Origin of the sequence: Paraburkholderia sp. BL6665CI2N2 (assembly GCF_004366535.1) — a bacterium.
Taxonomy (GTDB): Bacteria; Pseudomonadota; Gammaproteobacteria; order Burkholderiales; family Burkholderiaceae; genus Paraburkholderia.
In genome coordinates this window covers 1,563,266-1,587,980 of record NZ_SORC01000001.1, presented here as the reverse complement: position 1 = coordinate 1,587,980, position 24,715 = coordinate 1,563,266, and the positions used below count along the sequence as shown (strand labels likewise).

Genomic DNA, 24,715 nt, shown 5'->3' with positions numbered 1-24,715 from the left:
CCATGTCAGACGTTTCGCACGACGCGCGAGCGCCCGTCGTCAAGGTTCGGCCCGACCGGGAAATGGCGACGACCCAGCGGCTGCCTTACTTTGTCGGCATCTCCACCGGCACGGCGGGCAGTACGGGTTTGTCGATGTACATGGTCGTGGTGCCGCCAGGCGGCCATGCCGAGCCGCATTTCCACGCCGACTACGAAACCGCGATTTACCAGCTTGAGGGCAAGATCGAGACCCGCTACGGGCCCGGCTTGCGCGAGTCCGTCATCACCGAACCGGGCGATTTCCTGTTCATTCCGCCTGGCGTGCCGCATCAGCCGTTCAACCTGGACGCCAATCACGCGGCGCGCGCCATCGTGGCGCGCAATCATGCGAATGAGGACGAACGTGTCATGCCATACGATCCCGCCACTGAAGCGTGAATCGGCTTCGGGCACGAAATCCAGTAAGTGGGGGGCGGCGCGGCCGGTCGGCTGGTTAATAACGGCCGACTTGCATCAGGCTCGCCGCCGGTCTTTGCCGCGCCCATTCTCCTCCTCGCCATCCTGCTTCAATCAAGCCCGCGTTCAGCCTTCTCCGCAGCGCCGTTTTGCCACCTGTGCTTAAATCCGCCTTTCATGTCTTTTTTTACGGGGCTGCCGCGTGCCGACGCGGCGTGGCTCGCGGTCGTGCGGGAACGGAACATGAGCAGCCTGTTCGCCATGCGCCGCCCTGGCGCGCACGTTGCAAATCTTTTCAGTGCATTCTCAGGAGCGCGGTTGTGTGGCATTTTCCGGTTGCTATTCCACCCTCGCTGGGCGTATGGGCCGTGTTCATGAGCGTGCTCATCACGCAACTCGGCGTGCCGATTCCGGCCGCGCCGATGCTGATTCTCGGTGGAACCATGGCCGCCATGGGGCAAACCTCGTATGCGAGCGTCGTGTGCGCCGCGGTAGCCGCCACGCTGATCGCCGACTCGCTATGGTTTTTCACCGGACGGGCCTATGGCCGCCGTCTTCTGAACTATCTCGTACGCTTCTCTCTCTCGCTCGACACTACGACGCGGATCGCGCGCAATGCTTACGAACGGTACGGCGCGCCGATTCTCACCGTCGCGAAGTTCCTGCCCGGCCTCGGCCTGATCTCCGCGCCACTGCTCGGCACGACGGCCATCAATTTCGGCGTGTTTCTGCTGTGGGATTTTTTCGGCACGACGCTGTGGGCAAGCGTATGGGTGATCGGCGGCGCCGCGCTGCACGGCCAGATCGTGCAACTGATGCTGCTCGTGCGCCACAACGGCGGCACGATTTTCGACGCGTTCGCGGCGATCTTCGTGGCCGTGCTGTTGTATCGCTGCGTGCGCCGCTGGCAGTTTCGCCGCTGGCTCGCACATACGCGTATTTCACCTGATCAGCTCGACGAGATGATGAAGTCGAACGAGCCGCCGCTGATCTTCGACGCGCGGCCACGCAGCGTGCGCGCAAAGGAATCGCACCGGATTGCCGGCGCACGGCCGCTGGATCTCGATTCGCCCGAGCCGATCGATCCCGAGCTGCTGAAGCGGCCGATTGTCGTCTACTGCGTGTGTCCGAATGAAGCGACGGCAAAGCGAATCGTCGAACAGTTGCATCGCAAGAATATCCACCATATCCGCGCGCTCAAGGGCGGCCTCGATGCGTGGCAGAAACGCGGCTATCCGGTCGAACCGTTGCCGGCCGACTTCCACACCGCGAAGGCCCACATGATCGAGGATGAGGGCGAAGAAGGCGAATACACGGTACGGGCGCGGCTGGCGAAATAACGCTCCACGCGTGCCTCGCATATTGCCCGTATTGCCGTCTAAATTCCGCTTGCGCTTCAACTTCAATGTGTGCAACATGCATATATGCACGTTGCACACATTGAGGCATCCCCATGACGCAGCGCACAGAAAATCTGCTCGGCGTGCTCGCCCTGCTGGTCACGGACGAAATGAACGCGCAACCCACCGTGGACGCGCTCGCCGGCCCCACCGCCCGCGCCATGCTCAACGCGGTTGGCCAATACCCCGATTCATCGATTGAAGTGCTGCGCGAGGCGGTCGATCTGTCGCATCCGGCCGCCGTGCGCGCCGTGGCGGGACTGGTCGAGGCGGGTCTCGTCGAGAAAAAATCGGGCGCCGATAAACGGGCCGTGGCGCTTGCATTGACCACAGCCGGGAAACGTGAGGCCAGGCGTCTGCAAATGGCGCGCGACAGGATGCTGCAACGCATAGTCGGCCGGCTCGAAGACAGCGAGCGCGAGGTGCTGGAGAGCCTGCTGATCAAGATCTTGTGGAACGAGACTCGCGACCCCGCGCACGCCATGCAACTGTGCCGCCTGTGTGACGACGGTCGGTGCCTGAAAGCCGGCTGTCCGGTCGAATGCCGCGAGCAGGGGCTGCCCATGCCCGCGCGGAGCAGCCCATGAAATGCGCCGCACCGGTGCGCTGGCGGGCAATCGCGGCGTTGACCGCGGTGTCGGCGCTCTCGCAGGTCGGCCAGTTCGGCATCGGCTTTATGGTGCTGCCGGTGTGGCTCGCCCATCGCGGCCTGGATGCGCCACGCGCCGGCCTCTTTTCCGCCGCGCAATGGACCGGCATGCTAGCCGGCTTGCTGATCGCGCCGTGGCTGATGGCCCGCATCGGCGCGAAACGCACGGTGTCGCTAGGTCTGCTGGCCACGCTGGTGGCCTTCGTCATCATGGGTACGTTGTCGTGGCCGCTGTGGCTCGTACCCGGTCTGCTGACGGGGTTCGGCATCGGCTTGCGATGGATCGCCAATGAAACATGGCTCTACAGTCTGGTCCCCGCTGAGTCGAGCGGACGCGTGGTGGGCGTACACGAAGCGTTGATCGCCACGGCCGGCGTCATCGGGCCTGCAATCGCGGTGTGGTGCGATGTCGATGGACGCATCACGTTCGCGGCCGGCGCGGCCTTCACGTTTGCAGCGGCGCTGCCGCTTTGGCTGACCGCGTCCGACGAGAACGCGCCAGCTTCGCAAGCAGCGCCGCCTGCGCGAAGAAAGAGCGCTCAACGACGTCTGGTCCTCGGCCCGCTGGTGAGTCTCGGCATGGTGGTCATCGCGGCAGGCGGTATCGGCGACGGCGCGCTTTACGGCCTCTTCCCGCAATTCGCCGACGCGCACGGTCTCGACGCCACGCAAACCGCCACGCTGCTGACGCTATTCGGCGTCGGCGGCATGGCGTTGCAATTTCCGGTTGGCTGGCTGGCCGATCGCGCGGGGCTTGCGGCCACGGTGATCGTGTGCGCCGCGCTCAGCACGCTCGCCATCTGCGGCTTCGCGCTGGCCGCCCCCGCATCGTGGCTCGCGGCGGCGAGCGCGCTGCTGCTCGGCGGCACGAATAGTTCGTTCATCACACTCGGCATGTACGCGGCGGCTTGCAGCGACAAGGCCGCGCTCGCGCGCAACATGCGGCTGTTGTCGCTCACCTTCACCGCGAGTTCGATCGTGGGGCCGCTCATCGCGGGTTTTGCAATGAACGCACGTGGCAGCGATATGCTGATGTGGCAACTCGCGCTGATGAGCGGCGCGCTGGTGATCTACACACTAGGTCTGCGTGAAGGCCGGCGCCAGCCCGAACAATCGTCGTCGATCGGCTGAGCCGGTTCACCTCGATCGAGCGCGCCTAAGCCTCGCGTCCCGCAACCTTGCGCTGCCGCCACAGACACAGCAGGTCACACGCGATATGCGCGGCGGCGATCGCCGTGATCTCGCTCTGATCGTAAGCCGGTGCGACTTCCACGACATCCGCGCCCACCAGATTCAACGCGCCGAGCGAGCGTACGATCGCGAGCCCCTGCGCCGACGACAAACCGCCCGCCACCGGCGTCCCCGTACCCGGCGCGAAAGCCGGATCGAGACAGTCAATATCGAACGTCAAATACGCGGGACATGCACCCACAATCGACGTAATCCGCTCCACCGCCGCTCGCGTGCCATGCTCGTGCACCCAGGCGGCGTCGAGAATATGGATGCCCATGAAATCGTCATTCCATGTGCGAATGCCGATCTGCACCGAGGTCTTCGGATCGATCAAACCATCCTTCACCGCCTTGTAGAACATCGAGCCGTGGTTCAGGCTGTCGGGACTGTCATCGGCCCAAGTATCGCAGTGGGCGTCGAAATGAATCAGCGAGAGCGGTTTGCCGTACTTCTCCGCGTGCGCGATCAACAGCGGATAGGTGATGTAGTGATCGCCGCCGAGCGTCAGCATCTTCGCGTCCGAACGCAGAAGCGTGCGCGCATGCTCGACGATGGACTCCTTGATCGTGAGCGGATTGTGCGTGTCGAACCAGCAATCGCCATAGTCGGTCACGGCGAGGTCGTCGAACGGATTAAAACCCCACGGATACGGATGCAACTCCGACAACTGCACGCTGGCCGCGCGCACCGCGGCGGGCCCAAGACGCGCGCCTGGGCGGAACGTGGTGGCCAGATCGAGCGGCACGCCCGAGACCACGACATCGACGCCGTCGAGTTCGCGTGTGTACTTGCGGCGCATGAACGAGAGCACACCCGCATAGGTGTTTTCGATCGACGAGCCATAAAGCGACGGGCGACGCATCGCGCCGTCGCCGTAGACGAGTTCAGTCATGGATGAGCTGATACCTTTAGGCAGCCCGGAGTCGCACGCGCAACGCCGGGCTCGGATTCATTGGGAAACGCTACGGCGCGCATCACACGCGCTGCAGCGCTGGCTTCGCGAATCCTTTAGCGCAGCCGCACGAGCGTGGACTTCAGCTCGGTGTATTTTTCCAAAGCATGCAGCGACTTGTCGCGGCCATTGCCCGATTGCTTGTAGCCGCCGAACGGGAAGTTCATGTCGCCGCCTTCATCGTAGCAATTGACCCATACCGTGCCGGCCCGAAGTTGACGCGACATCTCGTGCGCGGTGGTCAGGTTCGAGGTCCAGACTGCGGCGGCGAGACCATACTCACTGTCGTTAGCGATCCTGATCGCCTCTTCCACCGTGTCGAACGTGATCACCGACAACACCGGCCCGAAGATTTCTTCCCGAGCAACCTTCGCCCCGGAAGCCGGAATCTCGAAGATGGTCGGCTCGATATAAAAGCCGCCGGTTTCCTCTCTCACGCGCGCGCCGCCGAGCAGCAGCTTCGCCTCAGCGCGGCCTGCCTCGATATAACCCAGCACGCGTTCGAGCTGAACCTTGTCGACGATCGCACCCATCGACGTGTTCGGGTCCAGCGGATTGCCCGGCGTATAGCTGCGCGCCGCGGCGATCAGTTTGTCGAGGAATACGTCCTTGATGTCGCGATGCACGAGCAGCCGCGAACCTGCGGTACACATTTCACCCATGTTGTAGAAGATCGCACCCGCTGCCGCGTTCGCCGCGCGGTCCATATCCGGGCAATCCGGCATCACGATGTTCGGCGATTTGCCGCCGAGTTCGAGCCACACGCGTTTCAGGTTCGATTGCCCGGCGTACTGCATGATCAGCTTGCCGACGTTGGTCGAGCCGGTGAACGCGAGGCAGTCCACGTCGTGATGCAGCGCCAGCAGCTTGCCCGGCTCGCCCGCGCCCGGCACGACGTTGAACACACCGGCGGGAATGCCGGCGTCGAGTGCGAGTTGCGCGAGGCGGATCGCGGTGAGCGGCGACTTCTCCGAGGGTTTGAGCACCACGCTATTGCCCGCCGCCAACGCCGGGCCGAATTTCCACGACGCCATCAGGATCGGGAAATTCCACGGCACGACCGCAGCCACCACGCCGATCGGCTCGCGCGTGACGAGTCCGACCAGATGATGATCGGCCGGCGCGACTTCGCCGCCGATTTTATCGATGGCTTCAGCGAACCATTCGACGCAATACGCCGCGCCCGGTACGTCGACGCTGGTGGTGTCGGCGATCGGCTTGCCGGCGTCGAGCGTTTCGAGCAGCGCGAGTTCGTCCATGTGCTCGCGAATCGACGCGGCCCAGCGCAGCAGCACCGCCTTGCGTCGACGCGGGTTGAGGCCCGACCATACGCCGGACTCGAACGCGCGGCGCGCGGCGGCAACGGCGGCGTCGACGTCGGCCGCGCCGCTGTCGGCGACCTTGGCGAGCAGCTTGCCGTCGATCGGACTCAGGCAGTCGAACGTGCGGCCGCTTTCGGCATCACGGTATTCGCCGTCGATAAACGCGCGGCCTTCGATCGATAGCGTAGCGGCCTTGTCTTGCCAGAAAGCGAGAGTTTTCTTGTCCATCAGGATGCCTCAATGTTATGCGCTCGACGCAAACCTGCACCGACCTCATGCGGCACCGAACTGCGGCAGTGAGGTGAGTCGAGGCGCGTTGGCGCGGAGTCTTTAGAAAGTGGGCGGCGAATTGGCCGACACGATCTCGCAGAGATGCTCCGCGCTGGGATTGCGAAAACGGTGCGGAAGACGGCTTTCGAAGTAGTAGCTATCACCGGGGTCGAGCAGCCACGTGGTGCCGTCCACCGTCAGTTCGATCTGACCGCTGACCACCACCCCGCCCTCGTGCCCTTCGTGCTCCAGCATTTCCGGCCCCGTGTCCGACAACGGCTGATAGACCTCGCGCAGAATGCCCATGTTGCGATCTTTCACGCTCGACCCCGCGAGATAGAACTCGATCGACTCATTGCCGAGGTTTGGCATGTCGGCACGGCGCGACACCACCGAACGTTCTACTTCCACTTCGAAGGTGAAGAATTCGGCGAGGCTCATGGGTATGCATTCGAGCAGTTTCTTCAGCGAGCCGACCGAGGGGCTCACGCGATTCTGTTCGATCAACGAGATCGTGCCGTTCGTCACTCCCGCCCGTTTCGCCAGTTCACGCTGGGACAAGCCGTTCTTCTTGCGGATGTATTGCAGACGGGTCGCTACTTCTATGGACATCGTTAGGTTCTCTGACATTGAAGACGATCGGGGCGCCAAGTGATCAGATGAATGAAACACAAGACTCGGGCAACGCGCTGCTCGCGAGTGTTGAATATTCTAATCACTTTGATCGTTGCGCCTTTGGGGAAAACCCTGAAAGGATTCCGAAATATGAATAGCGCAAATGATTGGCGCAATGAGCGTTCCCATCGGCCGGGATTCTAGCCGCACCCTCGGGAAAGCCCTGATAAATGTTTTCTCAAAAAGGGTTTGACGGCTTTATTGGCTCGTATATGCTGGTTCCCAGGCGATCGTCATACCGACGTCGTGAGACACCGAACGGTGTTTCGCGGCGCAGCGAATTCGGTTCGCATCGGTGCAAGGCGATCATCCCAGCGTCCTGTTTCTTTAAACGCCCCGTGCGGGTTTCGAGCAGGCCGTTCAATACTTTCAACGTCGCCAGTCGAGTGTAATCGTGAGAGTCCGAGGCCCTTTGGTGAGATGGAATCGTAGTCAGGCGAGTTGTCCTCGCGCTGACGGCGCCATCGCCGACGGCAGCAGCGGCAGCCTTGCGTTCCGCCGCTTTCTGTCCGTCTTCACGATCCTGTCCCGCCGTTCAGTTCGACGTCACAACTCTATCTCCGCGCGCGCCTTCATTGCCGTGCGTACGGACGAAGTCGCCTCGCTGCTGCCGTAGCGCCTCCCCCCTTTTCGCCGTTCGATTCATCCGTTTGCGTGAGCGCGCTCTTTCGAGCCGTGCGTTTGTGCATGTGCGGTGCCGTCTGCCGTCTATGCATTTCACACCTGCCGGATCAGTTGCGCACCGCAGCGGATCGAATCGAACGGCCCATCTGACTGTCACGCGCGGCGCGTTTTCCTGACGACGGCCGCCCGCACTACCCGGTGGCCTTGCGCCTTGCGCACGGCTGCGGAATTGTGCCGCGCTGTGTTTAACGTTGTTCATGCCGCGTCCCGCGGGGAACACACACGTCTATTCGTTATGCGAAAGAAACCCCTGGTCGGCATCAGCGCTGACAGAACGATGATGGGAGTCCACCCGTCGCACGTGGTCGGCGAGAAATACATCGCCGCGATCGTGGACGGTTCACAGGCGCTCGCCATGCTGCTGCCCGCGCTCGGCGAGCGTCAGTCCGTTGAAGACGTGCTGGCGACAGTCGACGGCCTGTTGTTTACAGGCAGCTACTCGAACGTGGAGCCGCACCGCTACGGCGGCCAGCCCAGCACGCCGGGCACGCTGCACGACGCCGCACGCGATGCGACGACGCTGCCGCTAATGCGCGCGGCAATCGCCGCCGGCGTGCCGGTGCTGGCCGTCTGCCGGGGCTTCCAGGAAATGAACGTGGTTTTCGGTGGGACGTTGCATCAAAGCGTTCACGCGGTGGACGGTCTGAACGACCATCGCGAGAACAAGGAAGACGACCTCGACGTGCAATACGCACCGTCGCATTCGATCACGCTGACGCAGGGCGGCTTGTTGCAGCGCCTCGCGGGCGGCACGAATGAAGCGCGTGTGAATTCATTACACGGTCAGGGCGTCGAGCGGCTGGGCGTGGGCCTCACGGCCGAAGCCACCGCGCCGGATGGCCTGATCGAAGCTGTGAGCGTGACCGATGCGCGCGCCTTCGCGCTGGGTGTGCAATGGCACCCGGAGTGGAAGCATGCCAACGACGCACTGTCCACCGCGATCTTTCGGGCATTCGGCGACGCCTGCCGCGATCGAATGCGCACCAAGGCCGGCTATGGCGCGGCATCCGCCGCTGCCACGCATGCCTGAGCCGGTCGCGCACCAAAACAGAGAGAATAGACATGCATGACATCGACGATTTTCTGAAGAAGAACCGTGTCACCGAAATCGAAGCGATCATTCCGGATATGGCCGGGATCGCGCGCGGCAAGATCATTCCGCGCAGCAAGTTCGAATCCGGCGAGTCCATGCGCTTGCCGCAGGCGGTGATGATCCAGACCGTCACAGGAGACTATCCGGAAGACGGCACGCTCACCGGCGTGACCGACCCGGACATGGTGTGCGTGCCCGACGCCAGCACCATCCGCATGATTCCGTGGGCCGTCGATCCGACCGCTCAGGTGATCCACGATTGCGTTCACTTCGACGGCACGCCCGTCGCGATCTCGCCGCGCCGTGTGCTGCGCCGCGTGCTCGAACTTTACAAGGCCAAAGGCTGGAAGCCGGTTATCGCGCCCGAACTCGAGTTCTATCTGGTCGATATGAACAAGGATCCGGACCTTCCGCTACAACCGCCCATCGGGCGTACGGGCCGTCCGGAAACCGGCCGTCAGGCTTACTCGATCGAAGCGGTCAACGAATTCGATCCGCTCTTCGAAGATATCTACGAGTACTGCGAGGTGCAGGAACTCGAAGTCGACACGCTGATTCACGAAGTCGGCGCCGCGCAGATGGAAATCAACTTCATGCACGGCGATCCGCTCAAACTCGCCGACAGCGTCTTCCTCTTCAAGCGCACGGTGCGTGAAGCCGCGCTGCGTCACAAGATGTACGCGACCTTCATGGCCAAGCCGATGGAAGGCGAACCGGGCTCGGCCATGCACATGCATCAAAGCCTCGTGGACGAAGAAACCGGTCACAACCTGTTCACCGGCCCGGACGGCAAACCTACTTCTTTGTTTACGGGCTATATCGCCGGTTTGCAGAAGTACACGCCCGCATTAATGCCGATCTTCGCGCCGTATATCAACTCGTATCGTCGCCTGTCGCGTTTCATGGCCGCGCCGATCAATGTGGCGTGGGGTTACGACAATCGCACGGTGGGCTTCCGGATTCCGCATTCGGGGCCGGCTGCACGCCGCATCGAAAACCGTATTCCGGGCGTGGACTGCAATCCGTATCTCGCGATTGCCGCGACACTCGCCGCCGGCTATCTAGGCATGACGCAGAAACTCGAAGCCACCGAGCCGCTGCTCAGCGACGGTTACGAATTGCCATACCAGCTGCCGCGCAATCTCGAAGAGGGTTTGACGTTGATGGGCGCATGCGAGCCGATCGCCGAAGTGCTCGGCGAGAAATTCGTCAAAGCCTACCTCGCCCTGAAAGAGACCGAATACGAAGCGTTCTTCCGCGTGATCAGTTCGTGGGAACGCCGGCATTTGCTGCTGCACGTGTAAGGCAAACGCAAAAAATTGGAGGCAGTAATGAGCTACAGAACAGAAGAAGTCGCTTACGTGCAACCGGCACAGCCGGCCGCAAGCGCACAGGCAGCACAAGCTACGCAACAACGCAGCACCGCCGAATATCGCGCGCTCGACGCCGCACATCACATTCATCCGTTTTCGGATATGGGCTCGCTCAACCGCAGCGGCAGCCGCGTGATCGTGAAGGCGCAAGGCGTGTACCTGTGGGATTCGGAAGGCAACAAGGTAATCGACGGCATGGCCGGCCTGTGGTGCGTGAACGTCGGTTATGGCCGCAAGGAACTGGCCGATGCCGCGTACAGGCAGATGCAGGAACTGCCCTACTACAACACTTTCTTCAAAACGACGCACCCGCCCGTAATCGAACTGTCGGCCTTGCTCGCGGAGCTGGCGCCGGAACCGTTCAATCACTTCTTCTATTGCAACAGCGGTTCGGAAGGCAATGACACGGTACTGCGCATCGTCCATCAATATTGGGCGACGCAAGGCAAGCATGCGAAGAAGTTCGTCATCTCGCGCAAGAACGGCTATCACGGTTCGACGATCGCGGGCGGCACGCTCGGCGGCATGGGCTACATGCATGAACAGATGCCCTCGAAAGTCGAGAACATCGTGCATATCGACCAGCCGTATTTCTTCGGCGAAGCGGAAGGCAACCTGACGCCGGAAGAATTCGCGCTGGCCCGTGCGCAGCAACTGGAAGCGAAAATTCTCGAAATCGGCGCGGACAACGTCGCCGCGTTCATCGGTGAGCCTTTCCAGGGAGCGGGCGGCGTGATCTTCCCGGCTTCGACGTATTGGCCGGAAATCCAGCGCATTTGCCGCAAGTACGACATTCTGCTCGTTGCCGATGAAGTGATCGGCGGTTTCGGCCGCACCGGCGAATGGTTCGCGCATCAGCACTTCGGTTTCGAGCCGGATCTGATCACGCTGGCCAAAGGTCTGACGAGCGGCTACGTGCCGATGGGTGCGGTCGGTCTGCATGACCGCGTGGCGAAGGCGATCATCGAAAACGGCGATTTCAATCACGGTCTCACGTATTCGGGCCACCCGGTTGCCGCCGCCGTTGCCGTCGCGAACCTCAAGCTGCTGCGCGACGAGAAGATCGTCGATCGCGTGAAGAACGACACCGGTCCGTATTTCCAGAAACAATTGCGCGAGACCTTCGCCAATCACCCGATCGTCGGCGAAATCTCCGGTGCAGGTCTGGTGGCCGGCCTGCAACTCGCGCAAGAGCCGAAAGCGCGCAAGCGTTTCGCCAACGGCGGCGATGTCGGCACGATCTGCCGCGACTTCTGCTTCAACGGCAACCTCATCATGCGCGCCACCGGTGACCGCATGCTGCTGTCGCCGCCGCTCGTGATCAATAAGCTGGAAATCGACGAAATCGTTTCGAAGGCCAAAAAAGCCATCGACGCGACAGCACAACAACTCGGCATTTCGTAACGGCAGTCCGTTCCGGCATGAGCACACCCACAACTTACGCTCATGCCGGTTCTTCATATCAAGGAAAAAACCATGAGCGTTAGTCATCTTCGTCATGCGGTCGCGGGGGCCGCGCTTCTCGCCTTCACCGGTTTTGCGGCGCTGTCGGTTACGCCGGCCCTTGCGGCCGACACGGAACTGAATGTGTATAACTGGTCGGACTACATCGCGAAGGACACGATTCCGAACTTCGAGAAGCAGGACGACATCAAGGTCAAATACGACAACTACGATAGCGACGACACCTTGCAGGCCAAACTGCTCGCCGGCAGTTCGGGTTACGACATCGTGGTGCCGACTTCGAACTACATGGCCAAGCAGATTCAGGCCGGCGTATACCAGAAGCTCGACAAATCGAAGCTGCCGAACCTCGCGAATCTCGACCCCGTATTGATGAAGATGATTGCCGACGCCGACCCGGGCAACCAGTACGGTGTGCCTTGGGCCTACGGCACGGACGGCATCGGTTACAACGTGCAGGCCGTACAGAAAGCGCTCGGCGCCAATGCACCGGTGGATAGCTGGGCACTCATTTTCGATCCGGCCAATCTCTCCAAGCTGAAAAGCTGCGGCGTGTCCATCCTCGATCAGGCCGTCGACGTCTTCGCCGCCACGCTGCAATACATGCACAAGGATCCGAACAGCACGAACCCCGCCGACTATCAGGCCGCATTCGAAGTGCTGAAAAAGATCCGCCCGTATATCACCCAATTCAATTCGTCCGGCTATATCAACGACCTCGCCAATAACGACGTGTGCGTGGTCCTGGGCTGGTCGGGCGACGTCGGCATTGCCAGCCGCCGCACCGAAGAAGCCAAGCGCTCGTATCAGATCAAGTTCTCGAACGTGAAGGAAGGAGGCCTCTTGTGGTTCGACGTGATGGTGATCCCGAAAGACGCGCCGCATCCTGAAGCCGCGTTGAAATGGATCAACTACATCTCGGACCCGAAGGTCAACGCCGCGATCACCAACGAAGTGTTCTACCCGACCGCGAACAAGGCCGCGCGCCAGTTCGTGACGCCGGCGGTCGCACAGGACAAGACCGTTTATCCGGGCGATGAAGTATTGAGCAAAATGACGCTCATGAAGCCGATGCCGACCGACATTCTTCGCCTTGAAAACCGTCTTTGGGCGCAGCTTAAAACCGGTCATTAACCTGGCCACATTAATTAATCGATCCCGCGCTCAGGGATCGCTCGAACCCTGAGCGCATGAATAGCCGTAACGGTAGTCAGCCTGCGCGTTTGTTTTAACAGTCCCACCCGCGCGCAGTCCCATGTTTTCCGATCGCAGCGCACGTTGCGAGACGCTTCCCGCGCCTCGTATGGAGACACTTGCGCCCGCGATCCGCAAGGAATGGTTACATCATGAACTCGACGACCTCAAGAAGCGCAGCCGGCGCCACCCAGATGGCCCGCCCCGCAGTGACGACAAAATCGAAATCGGACGAATTCGTCCGCATTGAAAATGTCGTGAAGAAATTCGGCGACAGCACCGCTGTCGACAACGTCAACCTGAGCATCGCCAAGAACGAGTTGTTCGCGCTGCTCGGCAGCTCAGGCTGCGGCAAGTCCACGCTCCTGCGCATGCTCGCGGGGCTTGAGACGGTGACCTCCGGGCGTATTTTTGTCGACGGCGAAGATCTCGCCGCGATGCCGCCGTATAAGCGGCCGGTCAACATGATGTTCCAGTCGTATGCGTTGTTTCCGCACATGAGCGTGGAGGCGAACATCGCTTTCGGCCTGAAGCAGGAAGGCACGCCGAAGAACGAGATCAAGGAACGCGTCGCCGATGCGCTCCATCTCGTGCAGATGAGCAAATACGCACAGCGCAAACCGCATCAACTGTCAGGCGGCCAGCAGCAGCGTGTGGCGCTCGCCCGCTCGCTCGTGAAGCGCCCCAAGCTGCTGCTGCTCGATGAGCCGATGTCGGCGCTCGATAAAAAGATCCGCCAGAAGACCCAGCTCGAACTGGTGAACATCATCGAGAAGGTCGATGTGACCTGCGTGATGGTCACGCACGATCAGGAAGAAGCGATGACGATGGCCGGACGCCTCGCCGTGATGAGCGAAGGCCGCATCGTGCAGATCGGTTCGCCAAGCCAGGTGTACGAGTTTCCGAATAGCCGCTTCTCCGCCGAGTTCATCGGCTCGACCAATCTGTTCGAAGGTACGGTGGTCGCGGATGAGCCGGACCATATATTTGTGGAAAGCGAAGAGCTCGAATCACGCATCTATGTGAGCCATGGGATTACCGGGCCGCTCGGCATGCCGGTAGGCATCTCGGTACGTCCGGAGCGCATCAAGGTCTCGCTCGATAGACCAAGCACGCCGCACAACTGGGCGCGCGGCGTGGTCTCCGATGTGGCGTACATGGGCAGCTATTCGCTGTATCACGTGCGCCTGCCAAGCGGCAAGACCGTCGTGTCGAATCTCTCCAGCTCGCATCTGATGGCCGAAGGTGCGCCTTCCTATAACGACGACGTGTTCGTCTACTGGTCGCCGGCTAGCGGCGTGGTGCTGACGCAATGAGCAATCCCACTACCTCCTCCCCCGCGGCGCTCGGCGCGCCGTCCGGCAGCCGCCTGTTCGGCTCGCTGAAAAAACGCCTGTCGATGTTCGTGCCGTCGGGCCGCTCGACCGTGATCGGCGTGCCGTTCCTCTGGCTCACGGTGTTCTTCGCGTTGCCGTTCGTGCTGGTGCTGAAGATCAGTTTCGCCGATCTGCGTCTGGGCATTCCGCCGTACACGGATCTCGTCACGGTCAAGGACGGCATGGTGCATTTCGCCATGCAGCTCAGCCACTATGCGTTTCTGCTGCAGGACGATCTGTACGTCGCCACGTATATCAGCTCGCTGAAGATGGCCGCGGTCTCGACCTTCTTCTGCCTGCTGATCGGCTATCCGATTGCGTACTACATCGCCCGCTCGGAACCGACGAAACGCAACCTGCTGATGATGGGCGTGATGCTGCCGTTCTGGACGTCATTCCTGATCCGCGTCTACGCATGGATCGGCATTCTGAAGGACGACGGCCTGCTCAATCACACGCTAATGGCGATCGGCATGATTCATTCGCCGTTGCGCCTCTACCACACGGATATTGGCGTCTATATCGGCATGGTCTATTCCTACCTGCCCTTCATGGTGATGCCGTTGTATGCGCACCTCGTGAAGATGGATCTGACGCTGCTCGAAGCCGCCTACGACCTCGGCTGCAAACCGTGGACCGCTTTCACGCGCATTACGTTGCCGCTGTCGAAGAACGGCATCATCGCCGGCAGTCTGCTCGTGTTCATTCCGGCGGTCGGCGAATACGTGATTCCGGAACTGCTCGGCGGCGCCGACACGCTAATGATCGGTCGCGTGATGTGGGATGAATTCTTCAACGACATGGACTGGCCGATGGCATCCGCCGTCACCGTCGCAATGGTGCTACTGCTGCTCGTGCCGATGGCCGTGTTCCAGTACTACCAGGTCAAGGAACTGGAGGGCGCGAAATGATCAAACCTAATAAGACGCTTTCCAACAGCGTGCTGACGTTCGGATTTCTGTTTCTCTACATTCCGATCATCAGCCTGATTGTGTACTCGTTTAACGAGTCGAAGCTCGTCACGGTGTGGTCCGGATTCTCGCTCAAATGGTATGGCGCGCTGTTGCAGGACGGCGAGTTGCTGAACGCGGCGTGGCTTTCGCTGAAGATCGGTCTGTTGACCGCGTGCGCCTCGGTCGTGATCGGCACGTGGGCCGGCTTCGTGCTCGCGCGTTTTGGACGCTTTCGCGGCTTCACGCTGTTCGCCGGCATGATCAACGCGCCGCTCGTCATTCCCGAAGTGATTCAAGGTATTTCGCTGCTGCTGCTGTTCGTCGCGCTCGAACAGATGCTCGGCTGGCCGAAGGGCCGCGGCCTCTTCACGATCTGGATCGGCCACGTGATGCTGTGCGTGTCGTACGTGGCGATCATCGTGCAATCGCGCGTTAAGGAGCTCAACAAGTCGCTCGAAGAAGCCGCGCTCGATCTTGGCGCCACGCCCTTCAAGGTGTTCTTCCTGATCACCCTGCCGCTGATCTCGCAGGCGTTGATGTCGGGCTGGCTGCTGTCGTTCACGCTGTCTTTCGACGACCTCGTGCTTTCCGCGTTCCTGTCCGGTCCCGGTTCGACCACGCTGCCGCTCGTCGTGTTCTCGCGTGTACGTCTCGGCCTGAATCCGGAAATGAACGCACTCGCCACGATCTTCATCACCACGGTGACGATCGGCGTGATTGCCGTGAACCGCTGGATGCAATTGCGCGAACGCAAGCGCAATCGCGACATGCAGATGGCTTTCGCCCTCGCCGAAGCCGCTGACCCCTTGCCCGCCGCACCACAACAAGCCGCCGTACGAAAGTCGCTCGATACGGCACGCGCATAAGAAGTCCATTCGCAATACGACCAATAAGGAGAATTTGAATGAGAAAGAAGCTCATCTGTCTGTTGGTGGCGGGGAGTCTGCCTGGCATGGCCATGGCGGATGCCACCAGCGACCAGATCAAGGCGCTCCAGGCCCAACTCAATGCACTGCAAAAGGAGGTCAAGCAGTTGCGGGCTGAAGTCGCCACCAAGCCGAAGGCAGCCACCGCGGCGACGGCCGCGACAGCGGCCCCCGCCCCGGCGATAGCGGCCGCGCCGGTGGATATCTCGTCGCCTGATTACGGCAGGGCTCAGGCGACGCTGACCAACGACGACGTGACGGCGATGAAGCAACAGATCGCCAATCAGCAGTTGAAGGTCGATTCGCTCGAAGACGCGGCGCAGACCGGGCCGATCGCCGGTTTGTCGGTGACGGGTTATATCGACCCGACGTATCTTTATAACCGTGCACAGAGCAGTTCGTCGTTCCTGTTCGCGAACCACGAAAGCAGTTACAACTACTTCAACAGCACGTTCGGCGATCTGTACCTCGATATCAAGAAGACCTTCGGTGTCGGCCCGATGGCGCCGTCGGCGGAGATCACGTTGATGCCGAACCGCGGCAACGGCATTACGCTGCTGCAAAACTCGCACGGCGATATCGGCAACAACATCCTGAACACGGCCGTGGTGAATGTGCCGTTGACGGCCACCACGACACTTGTGGCCGGTTTGATTCCGAGCTTCGGCGGCTATGAAGTGCAGCAGTCGAATCAGATGCTCACGCTGACGCACAACCTGCTGTACGACTTCTCGGATCCGGGCAGCTACATCGGGATCGGCGCGAACTACACGGCCGGCAACTGGGCGTGGAAGTTCTTCCTCGGCAACGAGCAGTACCGCACGTTCGGCGCAGTCACGCAGACGGGCACGAACGCGCTGGGCGATCCGATCACGACCAGCAACAAGATTCCGACGTTCACGGCTCGCACCGACTACACGTGGTCGAGCGCACTGGATCTCGGCGCGTCGATCAACATCGGCCGTCAGACCTTGCCTAGCTCGATCGACGCAAACGGCGTGGTCAGCTACGGCGTGGGCGGCCAGGCGCCGAGCTCGGGCGGCACATTCTTCTTCACCGAAGCGGACCTGACCTACACGCTCGCCGACGTGCAGTACAACGCCGAGCTCGACTACGGCCAGCAGCAAAACGCCGCGTACAACGGCGGCCAGGCTCAATGGTACGGCCTGTCGCTGCTCGCGCACCGCAAGTTCAATCTGCCGGTGGTAGGCCGCATGGGCGCGACAGTGCGTTATGACCTGCTGGTCGACAGCAAGAACGGCGGCGGCGGCGGTGGCATCGCGTTGAACGGCAACGGCATGGACACGGCGAACGGCTTCGGTATCGGCGCGGACTGTCTCGCCAATTCGCAGGCGAACGGCGGCCTTGGTTTCGAATGCAAGGGCGCGACCCGCCAGGATGTTTCGCTCGATCTGCTGTTCTATCCGACCCAGCAGATCACGGTCAAGGTGGAATACCGCCACGACTGGGCCAACAAGCAGGTGTTCCTGAAGAACGACGGTTCGTATGGCAAGTCCAACGACCTGCTCGCGACCCAGTTCATCTACTCGTTCTAATCTGTTCTGCCGGCGCGTGGCCTCGTGGTCGAAAAGGCCACGCGCACAGGCTCTTTGCGCATGCTCTGCCTATGCTCCGATTCTCGAACCAGCCTCACGTCGCCTCGTACTACGCCGCTACCGCCAACGACAGCACCCGCCACCCCGCGCTCGACGAAACCATCAACGTCGACGTGTGCGTGATCGGCGCGGGACTCACCGGCATTTCCACGGCGCTCAATCTTGCCGAACGCGGCCATTCGGTCGCGGTGCTCGAAGCATCGAAAGTCGGCTGGGCGGCGAGCGGCCGCAACGGCGGCCAGTTGATCGGCGGCTTCGCGTGCGATATCGATACGTTCGCGAAGTATCTGCCCGCCGACGACGTGAAGCGTGTTTGGGACATGGGGATCGAAACCCTCGATATCGTCAAGGAACGCGTTGCGAAGCATCAGATCGATTGCGATCTGACCATGGGCTACCTGACCGCGGCGAATAAGCCGCGCGATACCGACGCGCTGCAAAAATGGCGTGACGAAGCGCAGCGGCGCTTCGGCTACGATCGCTTCAGTTATGTCGATGCCGACGGCGTCGGCAACTATGTTCAGTCGCAGCGCTATCTGGGCGGCCTGTTCGACGCGGACAGCGGCCATCTGCATCCGTTGAATTACACGTTGGGGCTGGCGCGCGCAGCGCGCGAAGCCGGCGTGCAAATTTTCGAGGACAGTTGCGTCACGGCCTTGCGTGAAGAAAACGGCCGACATGTGGCTGAAACGGCACGCGGACGAGTGCAGGCACGCTTCGTCGTGCTCGCCTGCAATACTTATCTCGGTCAGCTCGCCCCGGACGTCGCGAACAAGATCATGCCGGTCGGCACCTACGTGATCGCCACCGAACCGCTCGACCCCGATCGAGCCGAAGCGCTGATGCCCGCGAAAGCCGCCGTGTGCGACAGCCGCTTCGTACTGGATTACTTCCGTCCTGCGCCCGATCACCGCCTGCTGTGGGGCGGCAAAGTAAGTTACTCGAAGCTCGCGCCGCGCAATCTCGGCGAAGCAATGCGCCGCGACATGCTGAAGACGTTCCCGCAACTCGACGATGTCAAAATCGACTATGCGTGGGGCGGTTTCGTCGACATCACCATGAACCGTGCGCCGCATTTCGGCCGGCTCTCGCCGACCGTGTATTTCGCGCAAGGCTTCTCGGGGCACGGTGTGAATACCACCGGTCTCGCGGGCAAACTGATCGCCGAAGCGATCAACGGCCAGGCGTCGCGCTTCGATCTGTTCGGCAAGATTCGTCACCGCGACTTTCCCGGCGGCGCTACACTGCGCACCCCTGCCCTCGTACTCGCGATGGCCTGGTATCGAATGAAGGACCTGCTTTGATGAATGCTGCGACTCCCGGCTCCGACACACTTCACACGCTGAATACGCTCGACCGCCGCGCCGATGCGCTGATCGCCAACTCCTACTATGAAGCGAGCGCGACCCGCCCGCTCGCCGGCGACCCCGCGCTCGACGGCTCGCTCGAAGCCGACGTGTGCGTGATCGGCGCGGGCTTCTCCGGGTTGTCCGTCGCGCTGGAGTGCCGGGCGCGCGGCTTGTCGGTGGTCGTGCTCGATGCGCATCGTCCGGGCTGGGGCGCGTCGGGTCGCAACGGCGGGCAGACGCTGGTGGGTTTCGCGAAAGACGAGGTCATGGAACGCCAGCTCGGTCTCGACGGCGCGCGGGCCGCATGGGCGATGTCGGTGGAAGGCGTGGCGCTGGTGCGCGAGCGTATCGAACGTTACGGCATCGACTGCGATTTCACGTCCGGCTATCTGACCGTCGCCACCAAACCGAAACGCGTGCCCGATTTGCGTTCGTGGATGGAGTCGGCTTCGCAACGCTGGGGCTATTCGAAACTCTCGTGGCTCGATACCGACGAGGTCCGGTCGCGTGTCGCTTCGAAGCGCTATCTGGCCGGCGTCTACGATCCGTTTTCCGGCCATCTGCATCCGCTCAAGTACTGTCTCGGTCTTGCCGATGCGGCACGCCGCGAAGGCGCGCAGCTATTCGCGCATTCGCCCGTGATCGAAGTCGTGCGCGGCGCGCGGCCTGTCGTGCGTACCACTCGTGGCGAAGTGCGCTGCCGTTTCGTCGCGGCATGCGGCAATGCCACGATCGGCGACGTGCTGCCCGCGCCGGTGGCCGCGCGTATCGCGCCGATCGCATCGTATATCGTCGCCACGGAGCCGCTCGGCAAGGAGCGCGCGGATGCGCTGATCAAGGGGCGCGAGGCGATTTGCGACAACAACTTCTTCCTCGACTATTTCCGGTTGTCGGCGGACCATCGCGTGCTGTTCGGCGGGCGGGCGAGCTCGACCGGTGCTTCACCGGCGCAGCTCGGCGAAGAGATTCGTCAGCGCATGATCGGTGTGTTCCCGCAACTCGGCGACGTGAAAATCGATTACGCGTGGGGCGGCTTTGTCGACGTGACGCGCAATCGCGCACCCGATTTTGGATCGATCGATTCGAATTACTTTTACGTGCAGGGCTTTTCCGGGCACGGCGTCGCGTTGACCGGTATTGCCGGGCGCGTGGTGGCCCAGGCAATGGCCCGTGATACGAAAGCTTTCGATCTGTTCGCGCAATTGCGGCATGCCCGCTTTCCGGGCGGCCCTGCGTTGCGCGGCCCGGCGCTGGAACTCGGGATGATGTATCACCGGATTCTAGAGTTGTTCTAGGCATGGCCGGCGCGCGGCGCAGCGCTTGCGTTGCGCCGACAACCGTGACGACACTCGTCCTCCATATCGCGCCGGCAGCGCTGCTATAACACCGGAATGAGGCGCGGCGCAATCCGGTCGCCCTTGCCGGCTACTTTACTATTGGTGACCCTCCACAGCATACTGTCATACTTATTCGTATGCCGCTTTTGAGGAGGCGCCGATGACCACTCAACTCACTCGCGAATTCGCGTCAAAATTCGCCAACCTGGCGCTTGCCCATCTCACGCGCGAATACCCGAACAAGCTGACGCATTCGCTCGCCGGGCCGCAAGACGTGCAAGGCCCGCGTGCCCTGCATCCGATTTTTTACGGCAGCTACGACTGGCATTCGTGCGTGCACGGCTACTGGTTGATTCTGCATCTACTCGATCGTTTTCCCGATCTGCCTGAAGCGGCGCGCATCGTCGCGGTGGTCGACGAGCATTTCACCGCGGCTAACGTGGCCGGTGAAGTGGCGTATCTCGAACTGCCGCACAACCGTGGTTTCGAGCGTCCGTATGGCTGGGCCTGGCTGCTCGCGTTGAGCGCGCAACTCAATTCGCTGAAGCTTTCGGAAGCCGTGCGCTGGTCGAAAACCTTTGCGCCGCTTACCAGCCTGTTTGTCGAGCGCTTCGAGGACTTTCTGCCGAAAGCCACCTACCCGCTGCGGGTGGGCACGCACTTCAACATGGCCTTCGCGTTGGCGCTGACGCTGGATTTCGCGCGGCAAACGTCGCGTGAATCGCTGGAAGCACTGGTCGTGAATACGGCGGAACGCTGGTTTCTGAATGACGTCGCGTGTCAGGCATGGGAGCCCGCCGGCGACGAATTCCTCTCGCCTTCGCTCATGGAAGCCGAGCTCATGCGCCGCATACTGCCGCCCGCGCAATTCGTCGACTGGTTCGGCCGCTTTCTGCCGGATCTCGGCTCGAAAAAGCCCGCTACGCTGTTCGAGCCCGTCACCGTGACGGATCGCACCGACGGCAAGATCGCGCACCTGGACGGTCTGAATCTCAGCCGCGCGTGGTGCCAACGCTCGCTCGCCCGCGCATTGCCCGCAGGCGATATTCGCCGAACCGTTCTGTTCGACGCAGCCGAACGGCATCTGCAAACCGCACTGCCGCACGTGGCCGGCGACTATATGGGCGAGCACTGGCTAGGCACATTTGCCACGCTTGCATTGGAAGCTTGAATTAAGGCCTGATTCGAGACTTCGAATCGAACTCGACCGGCGGCATGGTCGACTAGAAAAAACGAAAGCGGCGCCGCACGCGCGAAACGGTTTCTCACACCAACCGATTCACGCTGCGAGCGCCGCTTTTGCATGTTGCGTCAATGCAGAGCCGCTTCTTGCGGCTCAGCCGGCGACGACGCGCCGGCCTCCTGCATTTACTGGCCCGTCAGCTTTTTAGGCTTCGGCGGCGCCTGAACCTTGTTGTACTGGAACTCGGGCGTTGCCTTCAAGGCATCTTTGGTGGCGCCCGCCAGATAGAAATTCCCCTCGCGAATATCCAGCGCTGCGATAGGCACCGCCACGTCGTGCGATGCCACGCCCAGGAAACCGCCCGCGGAGACGATGGCTGCGGACAGCGAGCCGTCCGGCGCGATCACCAGATCGCGGACCGTGCCGATTTTCGCGTTCTGGTCGTTGTAGACCGATTTGCCGAGAATGCTCTTCTTCACACTCCAGCCGCTCAGCAGCGCATTCGACTGCTCGACCGTGACGCTCAGCGGTTGCGTGCCGGCGACTTGCGCCTGTGCACCAAGGCTGGTTGCAGCTACCGCGACGACAACAACAAGTTTGCCCAACGTCATATCGCTTACTCCCTTCTTAGTAGACTTGACCGGCGCATGGCCCGCGCCGAATGGAATCGCTGCACCACGATCATACAGACTGCGCGGCGCGGTTGCATCCAGCGTGCCGCAAGGTCGCACGCGCACACCTCGACGCGCCGACGCCGCCACGCTCGGGGATGACGTCACGGCCCGAAGCGCATGGCGGTAAAATCGCGCAAGGCGATCACGCCGGTTTTCGAGGTGGCAGTTTGACTGAGCTTGAACAGGGTTTCATCTTGACCCGGCATTGGCGGGACACGCCCGCCGGCACCGAAGTCGATTTCTGGCTGGCCACGGACAGTGGGCCCCGGCACGTGCGCTTACGCCCTCAGCCTTCGGTGGCATTCATTCCGGCCGAACATCGCGAGCGCACGAAAACGATCCTGCGCCGCGAAGCGCCGCTCGATCTGCGAGTGCTCGATCTGTGCGACTTTCAGCATCGGCCGGTCATGGGGCTTTACTGCCCGCAGTACCGGCAATTGACGGGCTTCGAGAAACGTCTGAAGCAAGGCGGCGTCGACGTCTACGAAGCCGATATCTTTCCGCCGGAGCGCTACATGATGGAGCGCTTCATCACGGCGCCCGTGTGGTTCAGCGGCGACGCGCAGAGCGCCGGAAAGAGCGGCCCGCTCGTGAACAGCGAACTCAAGCCGGCCGCCGGCTATCGTCCGCCCTTGAAGCTCGTGTCGCTCGATATCGAAACCAGCGCTCACGCCGAGTTGTACTCGATCGCGCTGGAAGGATGCGGCCAGCGTCAAGTGTATATGCTGGGGCCGCCGAACGGCGACGCGGGCACGCTCGACTTCGAGCTCGAATACTGCGAAACCCGCGCGCAGTTGCTGGAGAAACTGAACGCGTGGCTCGAACGGTACGATCCCGATGCGATCATCGGCTGGAATCTGGTGCAGTTCGATCTGCGCGTGCTGCAGCAGCATGCCGAACAATATCGCGTACCGCTGCGGCTCGGCCGTGGCGGTGCGGTGATGGAATGGCGCGAGCACGGGCTCAAGCAGAACCACTTCTTCGCCGGCGCCGCGGGACGGTTGATTATCGACGGCATCGAGGCGCTGCGCTCGGCGACCTGGAGTTTCCCTTCGTTCAGTCTCGAACATGTCTCGCGCACCGTGCTGGGCGAAGGCAAGGCGATCGACAATCCGTATCAGCGCATGGACGAAATCCAGCGCCGCTTCGACGAGGACAAGCCCGCGCTCGCGCGCTACAACCTCAAAGACTGCGAGCTGGTCACGCGCATCTTCGCTAAAACAGAGTTGCTGCCGTTCCTGCTGGAACGCGCGAGCGTGACCGGATTGCCGGCGGATCGCAGCGGCGGATCGGTGGCGGCGTTCACGCATCTGTATATGCCGCGTATGCATCGGCAAGGCTATGTCGCGCCCAATCTCGGCGACGTGGCCGGCGCCGCGAGCCCCGGCGGCTTCGTGATGGATTCGCGCCCCGGTCTCTACGACTCCGTGCTGGTGCTCGACTACAAGAGTCTGTATCCGTCGATTATTCGCACGTTTCTGATCGACCCTGTCGGTCTTGTCGAAGGCATGCTGAATCCCGCCGACGATCAATCGGTTCCGGGCTTTCTCGGCGCGCGCTTTTCACGCACGCGCCATTGTTTGCCGTCGATCGTCGGGCAAGTGTGGCAAGGCCGCGAAACGGCCAAACGCGAGAACAACAAGCCGCTTTCGCAGGCATTGAAGATCATCATGAACGCCTTTTACGGCGTATTAGGATCGACCGGTTGCCGCTTCTTCGATCCGCGTCTCGCCTCGTCGATCACCATGCGCGGCCACGAAATCATGCATGCCACGCGCGAACTGATTCAAGCCGAAGGCTACGAAGTCATTTACGGCGATACGGATTCGACCTTCGTGTGGCTAAAACACGCGCACAGCGAGGCAGACGCGAGCCGCATCGGCCGCGCGCTGGTCGAACATATCAACGCGTGGTGGCGGCAGAATCTGCAGGAAAGATTCGGGCTCGACAGTGCGCTCGAACTGCAATTCGAACGGCACTATCGGCGCTTCTTCATGCCGACGATTCGCGGTGCCGAAGAAGGCAGCAAGAAACGCTACGCCGGCCTCACAGTGTTGCCGGACGGCAGCGAAGACATCGTCTATAAGGGACTCGAAACGGTACGCACCGACTGGACGCCGCTCGCGCAGCAGTTTCAGCAGGAACTGTACCGGCGCATCTTCACGCAGCAACCGTATCAGGATTACGTGCGCGACTATGTGCGTGACACGCTCGACGGCAAGCTCGACGATCAGCTCGTGTATCGCAAACGGCTGCGCCGGCCGCTCGAAGAATACGAGCGCAACGTGCCGCCGCATGTGCGCGCGGCGCGCGTGGCGGACGAGTTCAACCGGCGGCAAGGGCGCCCGCTGCAATATCAGAACGGTGGCTGGATCAGCTATGTGATGACGGTTGCCGGCCCCGAGCCGCTGGAAACGCTGCGCTCGGCAATCGATTACGAACATTATCTGACGCGTCAATTGCAGCCCGTCGCCGACGCTATCCTGCCGCTCCTGCGCGACGATTTCACGACCTTGATGTCGGGGCAGAAGCAGTTGTTCTGACGCAGTGTTAGC

The 24,715-nt window shown here is 61.7% G+C and carries 21 protein-coding genes; 17 read left to right on the top strand and 4 right to left on the bottom strand.

Annotation, left to right across the window (positions count from 1 at the left end):
* Positions 1-2 precede the first annotated feature (2 nt).
* The 4 genes from B0G81_RS07115 to B0G81_RS07100 all read left to right on the top strand — a co-directional run bounded on the left by B0G81_RS07115 (position 3) and on the right by B0G81_RS07100 (position 3,617).
* Positions 3-419 carry a cupin domain-containing protein gene (locus tag B0G81_RS07115; protein WP_134134016.1) on the top strand — a complete coding sequence of 139 codons (417 nt, stop codon included), beginning with the start codon at positions 3-5 and terminating at the stop codon, positions 417-419.
* A gap of 338 nt (positions 420-757) precedes the next feature.
* Positions 758-1,777, top strand: coding sequence for a VTT domain-containing protein (locus B0G81_RS07110; RefSeq protein WP_134134015.1), 1,020 nt, complete (start codon positions 758-760; stop codon positions 1,775-1,777).
* Positions 1,778-1,890: 113 nt separating this feature from the next.
* Positions 1,891-2,424, top strand: coding sequence for a MarR family winged helix-turn-helix transcriptional regulator (locus B0G81_RS07105; protein WP_134134014.1), 534 nt, complete (start codon positions 1,891-1,893; stop codon positions 2,422-2,424).
* Positions 2,421-3,617, top strand: a complete 1,197-nt coding sequence (locus B0G81_RS07100; protein ID WP_134134013.1) for an MFS transporter — start codon at positions 2,421-2,423, stop codon at positions 3,615-3,617. Before B0G81_RS07105 ends, B0G81_RS07100 begins: the two co-directional genes overlap by 4 nt.
* Positions 3,618-3,642: 25 nt before the next feature.
* Here B0G81_RS07100 and speB read toward each other — a convergent pair whose 3' ends face one another.
* The 3 genes from speB to B0G81_RS07085 all read right to left on the bottom strand — a co-directional run bounded on the left by speB (position 3,643) and on the right by B0G81_RS07085 (position 6,875).
* Positions 3,643-4,611, bottom strand: a complete 969-nt coding sequence (gene speB, locus B0G81_RS07095) for an agmatinase (RefSeq protein WP_134134012.1) — start codon at positions 4,609-4,611, stop codon at positions 3,643-3,645.
* A 116-nt stretch (positions 4,612-4,727) separates the two neighbouring features.
* The gene (locus tag B0G81_RS07090) at positions 4,728-6,221 is read right to left on the bottom strand and encodes an aldehyde dehydrogenase (RefSeq protein WP_134134011.1); all 1,494 of its coding nucleotides are present in this window, start codon (positions 6,219-6,221) and stop codon (positions 4,728-4,730) included.
* Between the two features lie 102 nt (positions 6,222-6,323).
* The gene (locus B0G81_RS07085; RefSeq protein WP_106277429.1) at positions 6,324-6,875 is read right to left on the bottom strand and encodes a cupin domain-containing protein; all 552 of its coding nucleotides are present in this window, start codon (positions 6,873-6,875) and stop codon (positions 6,324-6,326) included.
* A 478-nt stretch (positions 6,876-7,353) separates the two neighbouring features.
* On the opposite strand from B0G81_RS07085, the gene B0G81_RS07080 reads away from it, so the two are divergent.
* The 12 genes from B0G81_RS07080 to B0G81_RS07025 all read left to right on the top strand — a co-directional run bounded on the left by B0G81_RS07080 (position 7,354) and on the right by B0G81_RS07025 (position 21,474).
* A complete protein-coding gene (locus B0G81_RS07080; RefSeq protein ID WP_193372832.1) occupies positions 7,354-7,554 on the top strand; it encodes a hypothetical protein in 201 nt (66 codons plus the stop codon).
* Between the two features lie 303 nt (positions 7,555-7,857).
* A complete protein-coding gene (locus tag B0G81_RS07075; RefSeq protein WP_134134010.1) occupies positions 7,858-8,652 on the top strand; it encodes a gamma-glutamyl-gamma-aminobutyrate hydrolase family protein in 795 nt (264 codons plus the stop codon).
* 32 nt (positions 8,653-8,684) lie between these two features.
* Positions 8,685-10,019 carry a glutamine synthetase family protein gene (locus B0G81_RS07070; RefSeq protein WP_106277425.1) on the top strand — a complete coding sequence of 445 codons (1,335 nt, stop codon included), beginning with the start codon at positions 8,685-8,687 and terminating at the stop codon, positions 10,017-10,019.
* Positions 10,020-10,046: 27 nt separating this feature from the next.
* The gene (locus tag B0G81_RS07065; protein WP_134134009.1) at positions 10,047-11,492 is read left to right on the top strand and encodes an aspartate aminotransferase family protein; all 1,446 of its coding nucleotides are present in this window, start codon (positions 10,047-10,049) and stop codon (positions 11,490-11,492) included.
* A 72-nt stretch (positions 11,493-11,564) separates the two neighbouring features.
* Entirely contained in the window at positions 11,565-12,686 is a 1,122-nt protein-coding gene (locus B0G81_RS07060; RefSeq protein ID WP_134134008.1) for a polyamine ABC transporter substrate-binding protein, read from the top strand.
* Positions 12,687-12,898: 212 nt separating this feature from the next.
* Positions 12,899-14,062, top strand: coding sequence for a polyamine ABC transporter ATP-binding protein (gene potA, locus B0G81_RS07055; RefSeq protein WP_134134007.1), 1,164 nt, complete (start codon positions 12,899-12,901; stop codon positions 14,060-14,062).
* On the top strand, positions 14,059-15,033 hold the full coding sequence (locus tag B0G81_RS07050; protein WP_116123599.1) for an ABC transporter permease subunit: 975 nt from the start codon (positions 14,059-14,061) through the stop codon (positions 15,031-15,033). The genes potA and B0G81_RS07050 overlap by 4 nt, the downstream gene beginning before the upstream one ends.
* A complete protein-coding gene (locus B0G81_RS07045; protein WP_106277415.1) occupies positions 15,030-15,941 on the top strand; it encodes an ABC transporter permease subunit in 912 nt (303 codons plus the stop codon). The genes B0G81_RS07050 and B0G81_RS07045 overlap by 4 nt, the downstream gene beginning before the upstream one ends.
* Positions 15,942-15,979: 38 nt before the next feature.
* A complete protein-coding gene (locus tag B0G81_RS07040) occupies positions 15,980-17,557 on the top strand; it encodes a DUF3138 family protein (RefSeq protein ID WP_134134006.1) in 1,578 nt (525 codons plus the stop codon).
* Between the two features lie 71 nt (positions 17,558-17,628).
* Positions 17,629-18,921 carry an FAD-binding oxidoreductase gene (locus tag B0G81_RS07035; protein WP_134134005.1) on the top strand — a complete coding sequence of 431 codons (1,293 nt, stop codon included), beginning with the start codon at positions 17,629-17,631 and terminating at the stop codon, positions 18,919-18,921.
* Positions 18,921-20,261: an FAD-binding oxidoreductase gene (locus B0G81_RS07030; RefSeq protein WP_134134004.1), complete on the top strand. Its 1,341-nt coding sequence runs from the start codon at positions 18,921-18,923 to the stop codon at positions 20,259-20,261. The genes B0G81_RS07035 and B0G81_RS07030 overlap by 1 nt, the downstream gene beginning before the upstream one ends.
* 202 nt (positions 20,262-20,463) lie before the next feature.
* Complete coding sequence (locus tag B0G81_RS07025) at positions 20,464-21,474, top strand: DUF2891 domain-containing protein (protein ID WP_134134003.1); 1,011 nt, start codon at positions 20,464-20,466, stop codon at positions 21,472-21,474.
* Between the two features lie 197 nt (positions 21,475-21,671).
* On the opposite strand, the gene B0G81_RS07020 is transcribed toward B0G81_RS07025, so the two are convergent.
* Positions 21,672-22,097, bottom strand: coding sequence for a PRC-barrel domain-containing protein (locus tag B0G81_RS07020; protein ID WP_012426540.1), 426 nt, complete (start codon positions 22,095-22,097; stop codon positions 21,672-21,674).
* A gap of 230 nt (positions 22,098-22,327) precedes the next feature.
* Between B0G81_RS07020 and B0G81_RS07015 the strand changes: the two genes are divergently transcribed.
* Positions 22,328-24,703: a DNA polymerase II gene (locus B0G81_RS07015; RefSeq protein WP_134134002.1), complete on the top strand. Its 2,376-nt coding sequence runs from the start codon at positions 22,328-22,330 to the stop codon at positions 24,701-24,703.
* The last annotated feature ends 12 nt before the right edge of the window (positions 24,704-24,715 follow it).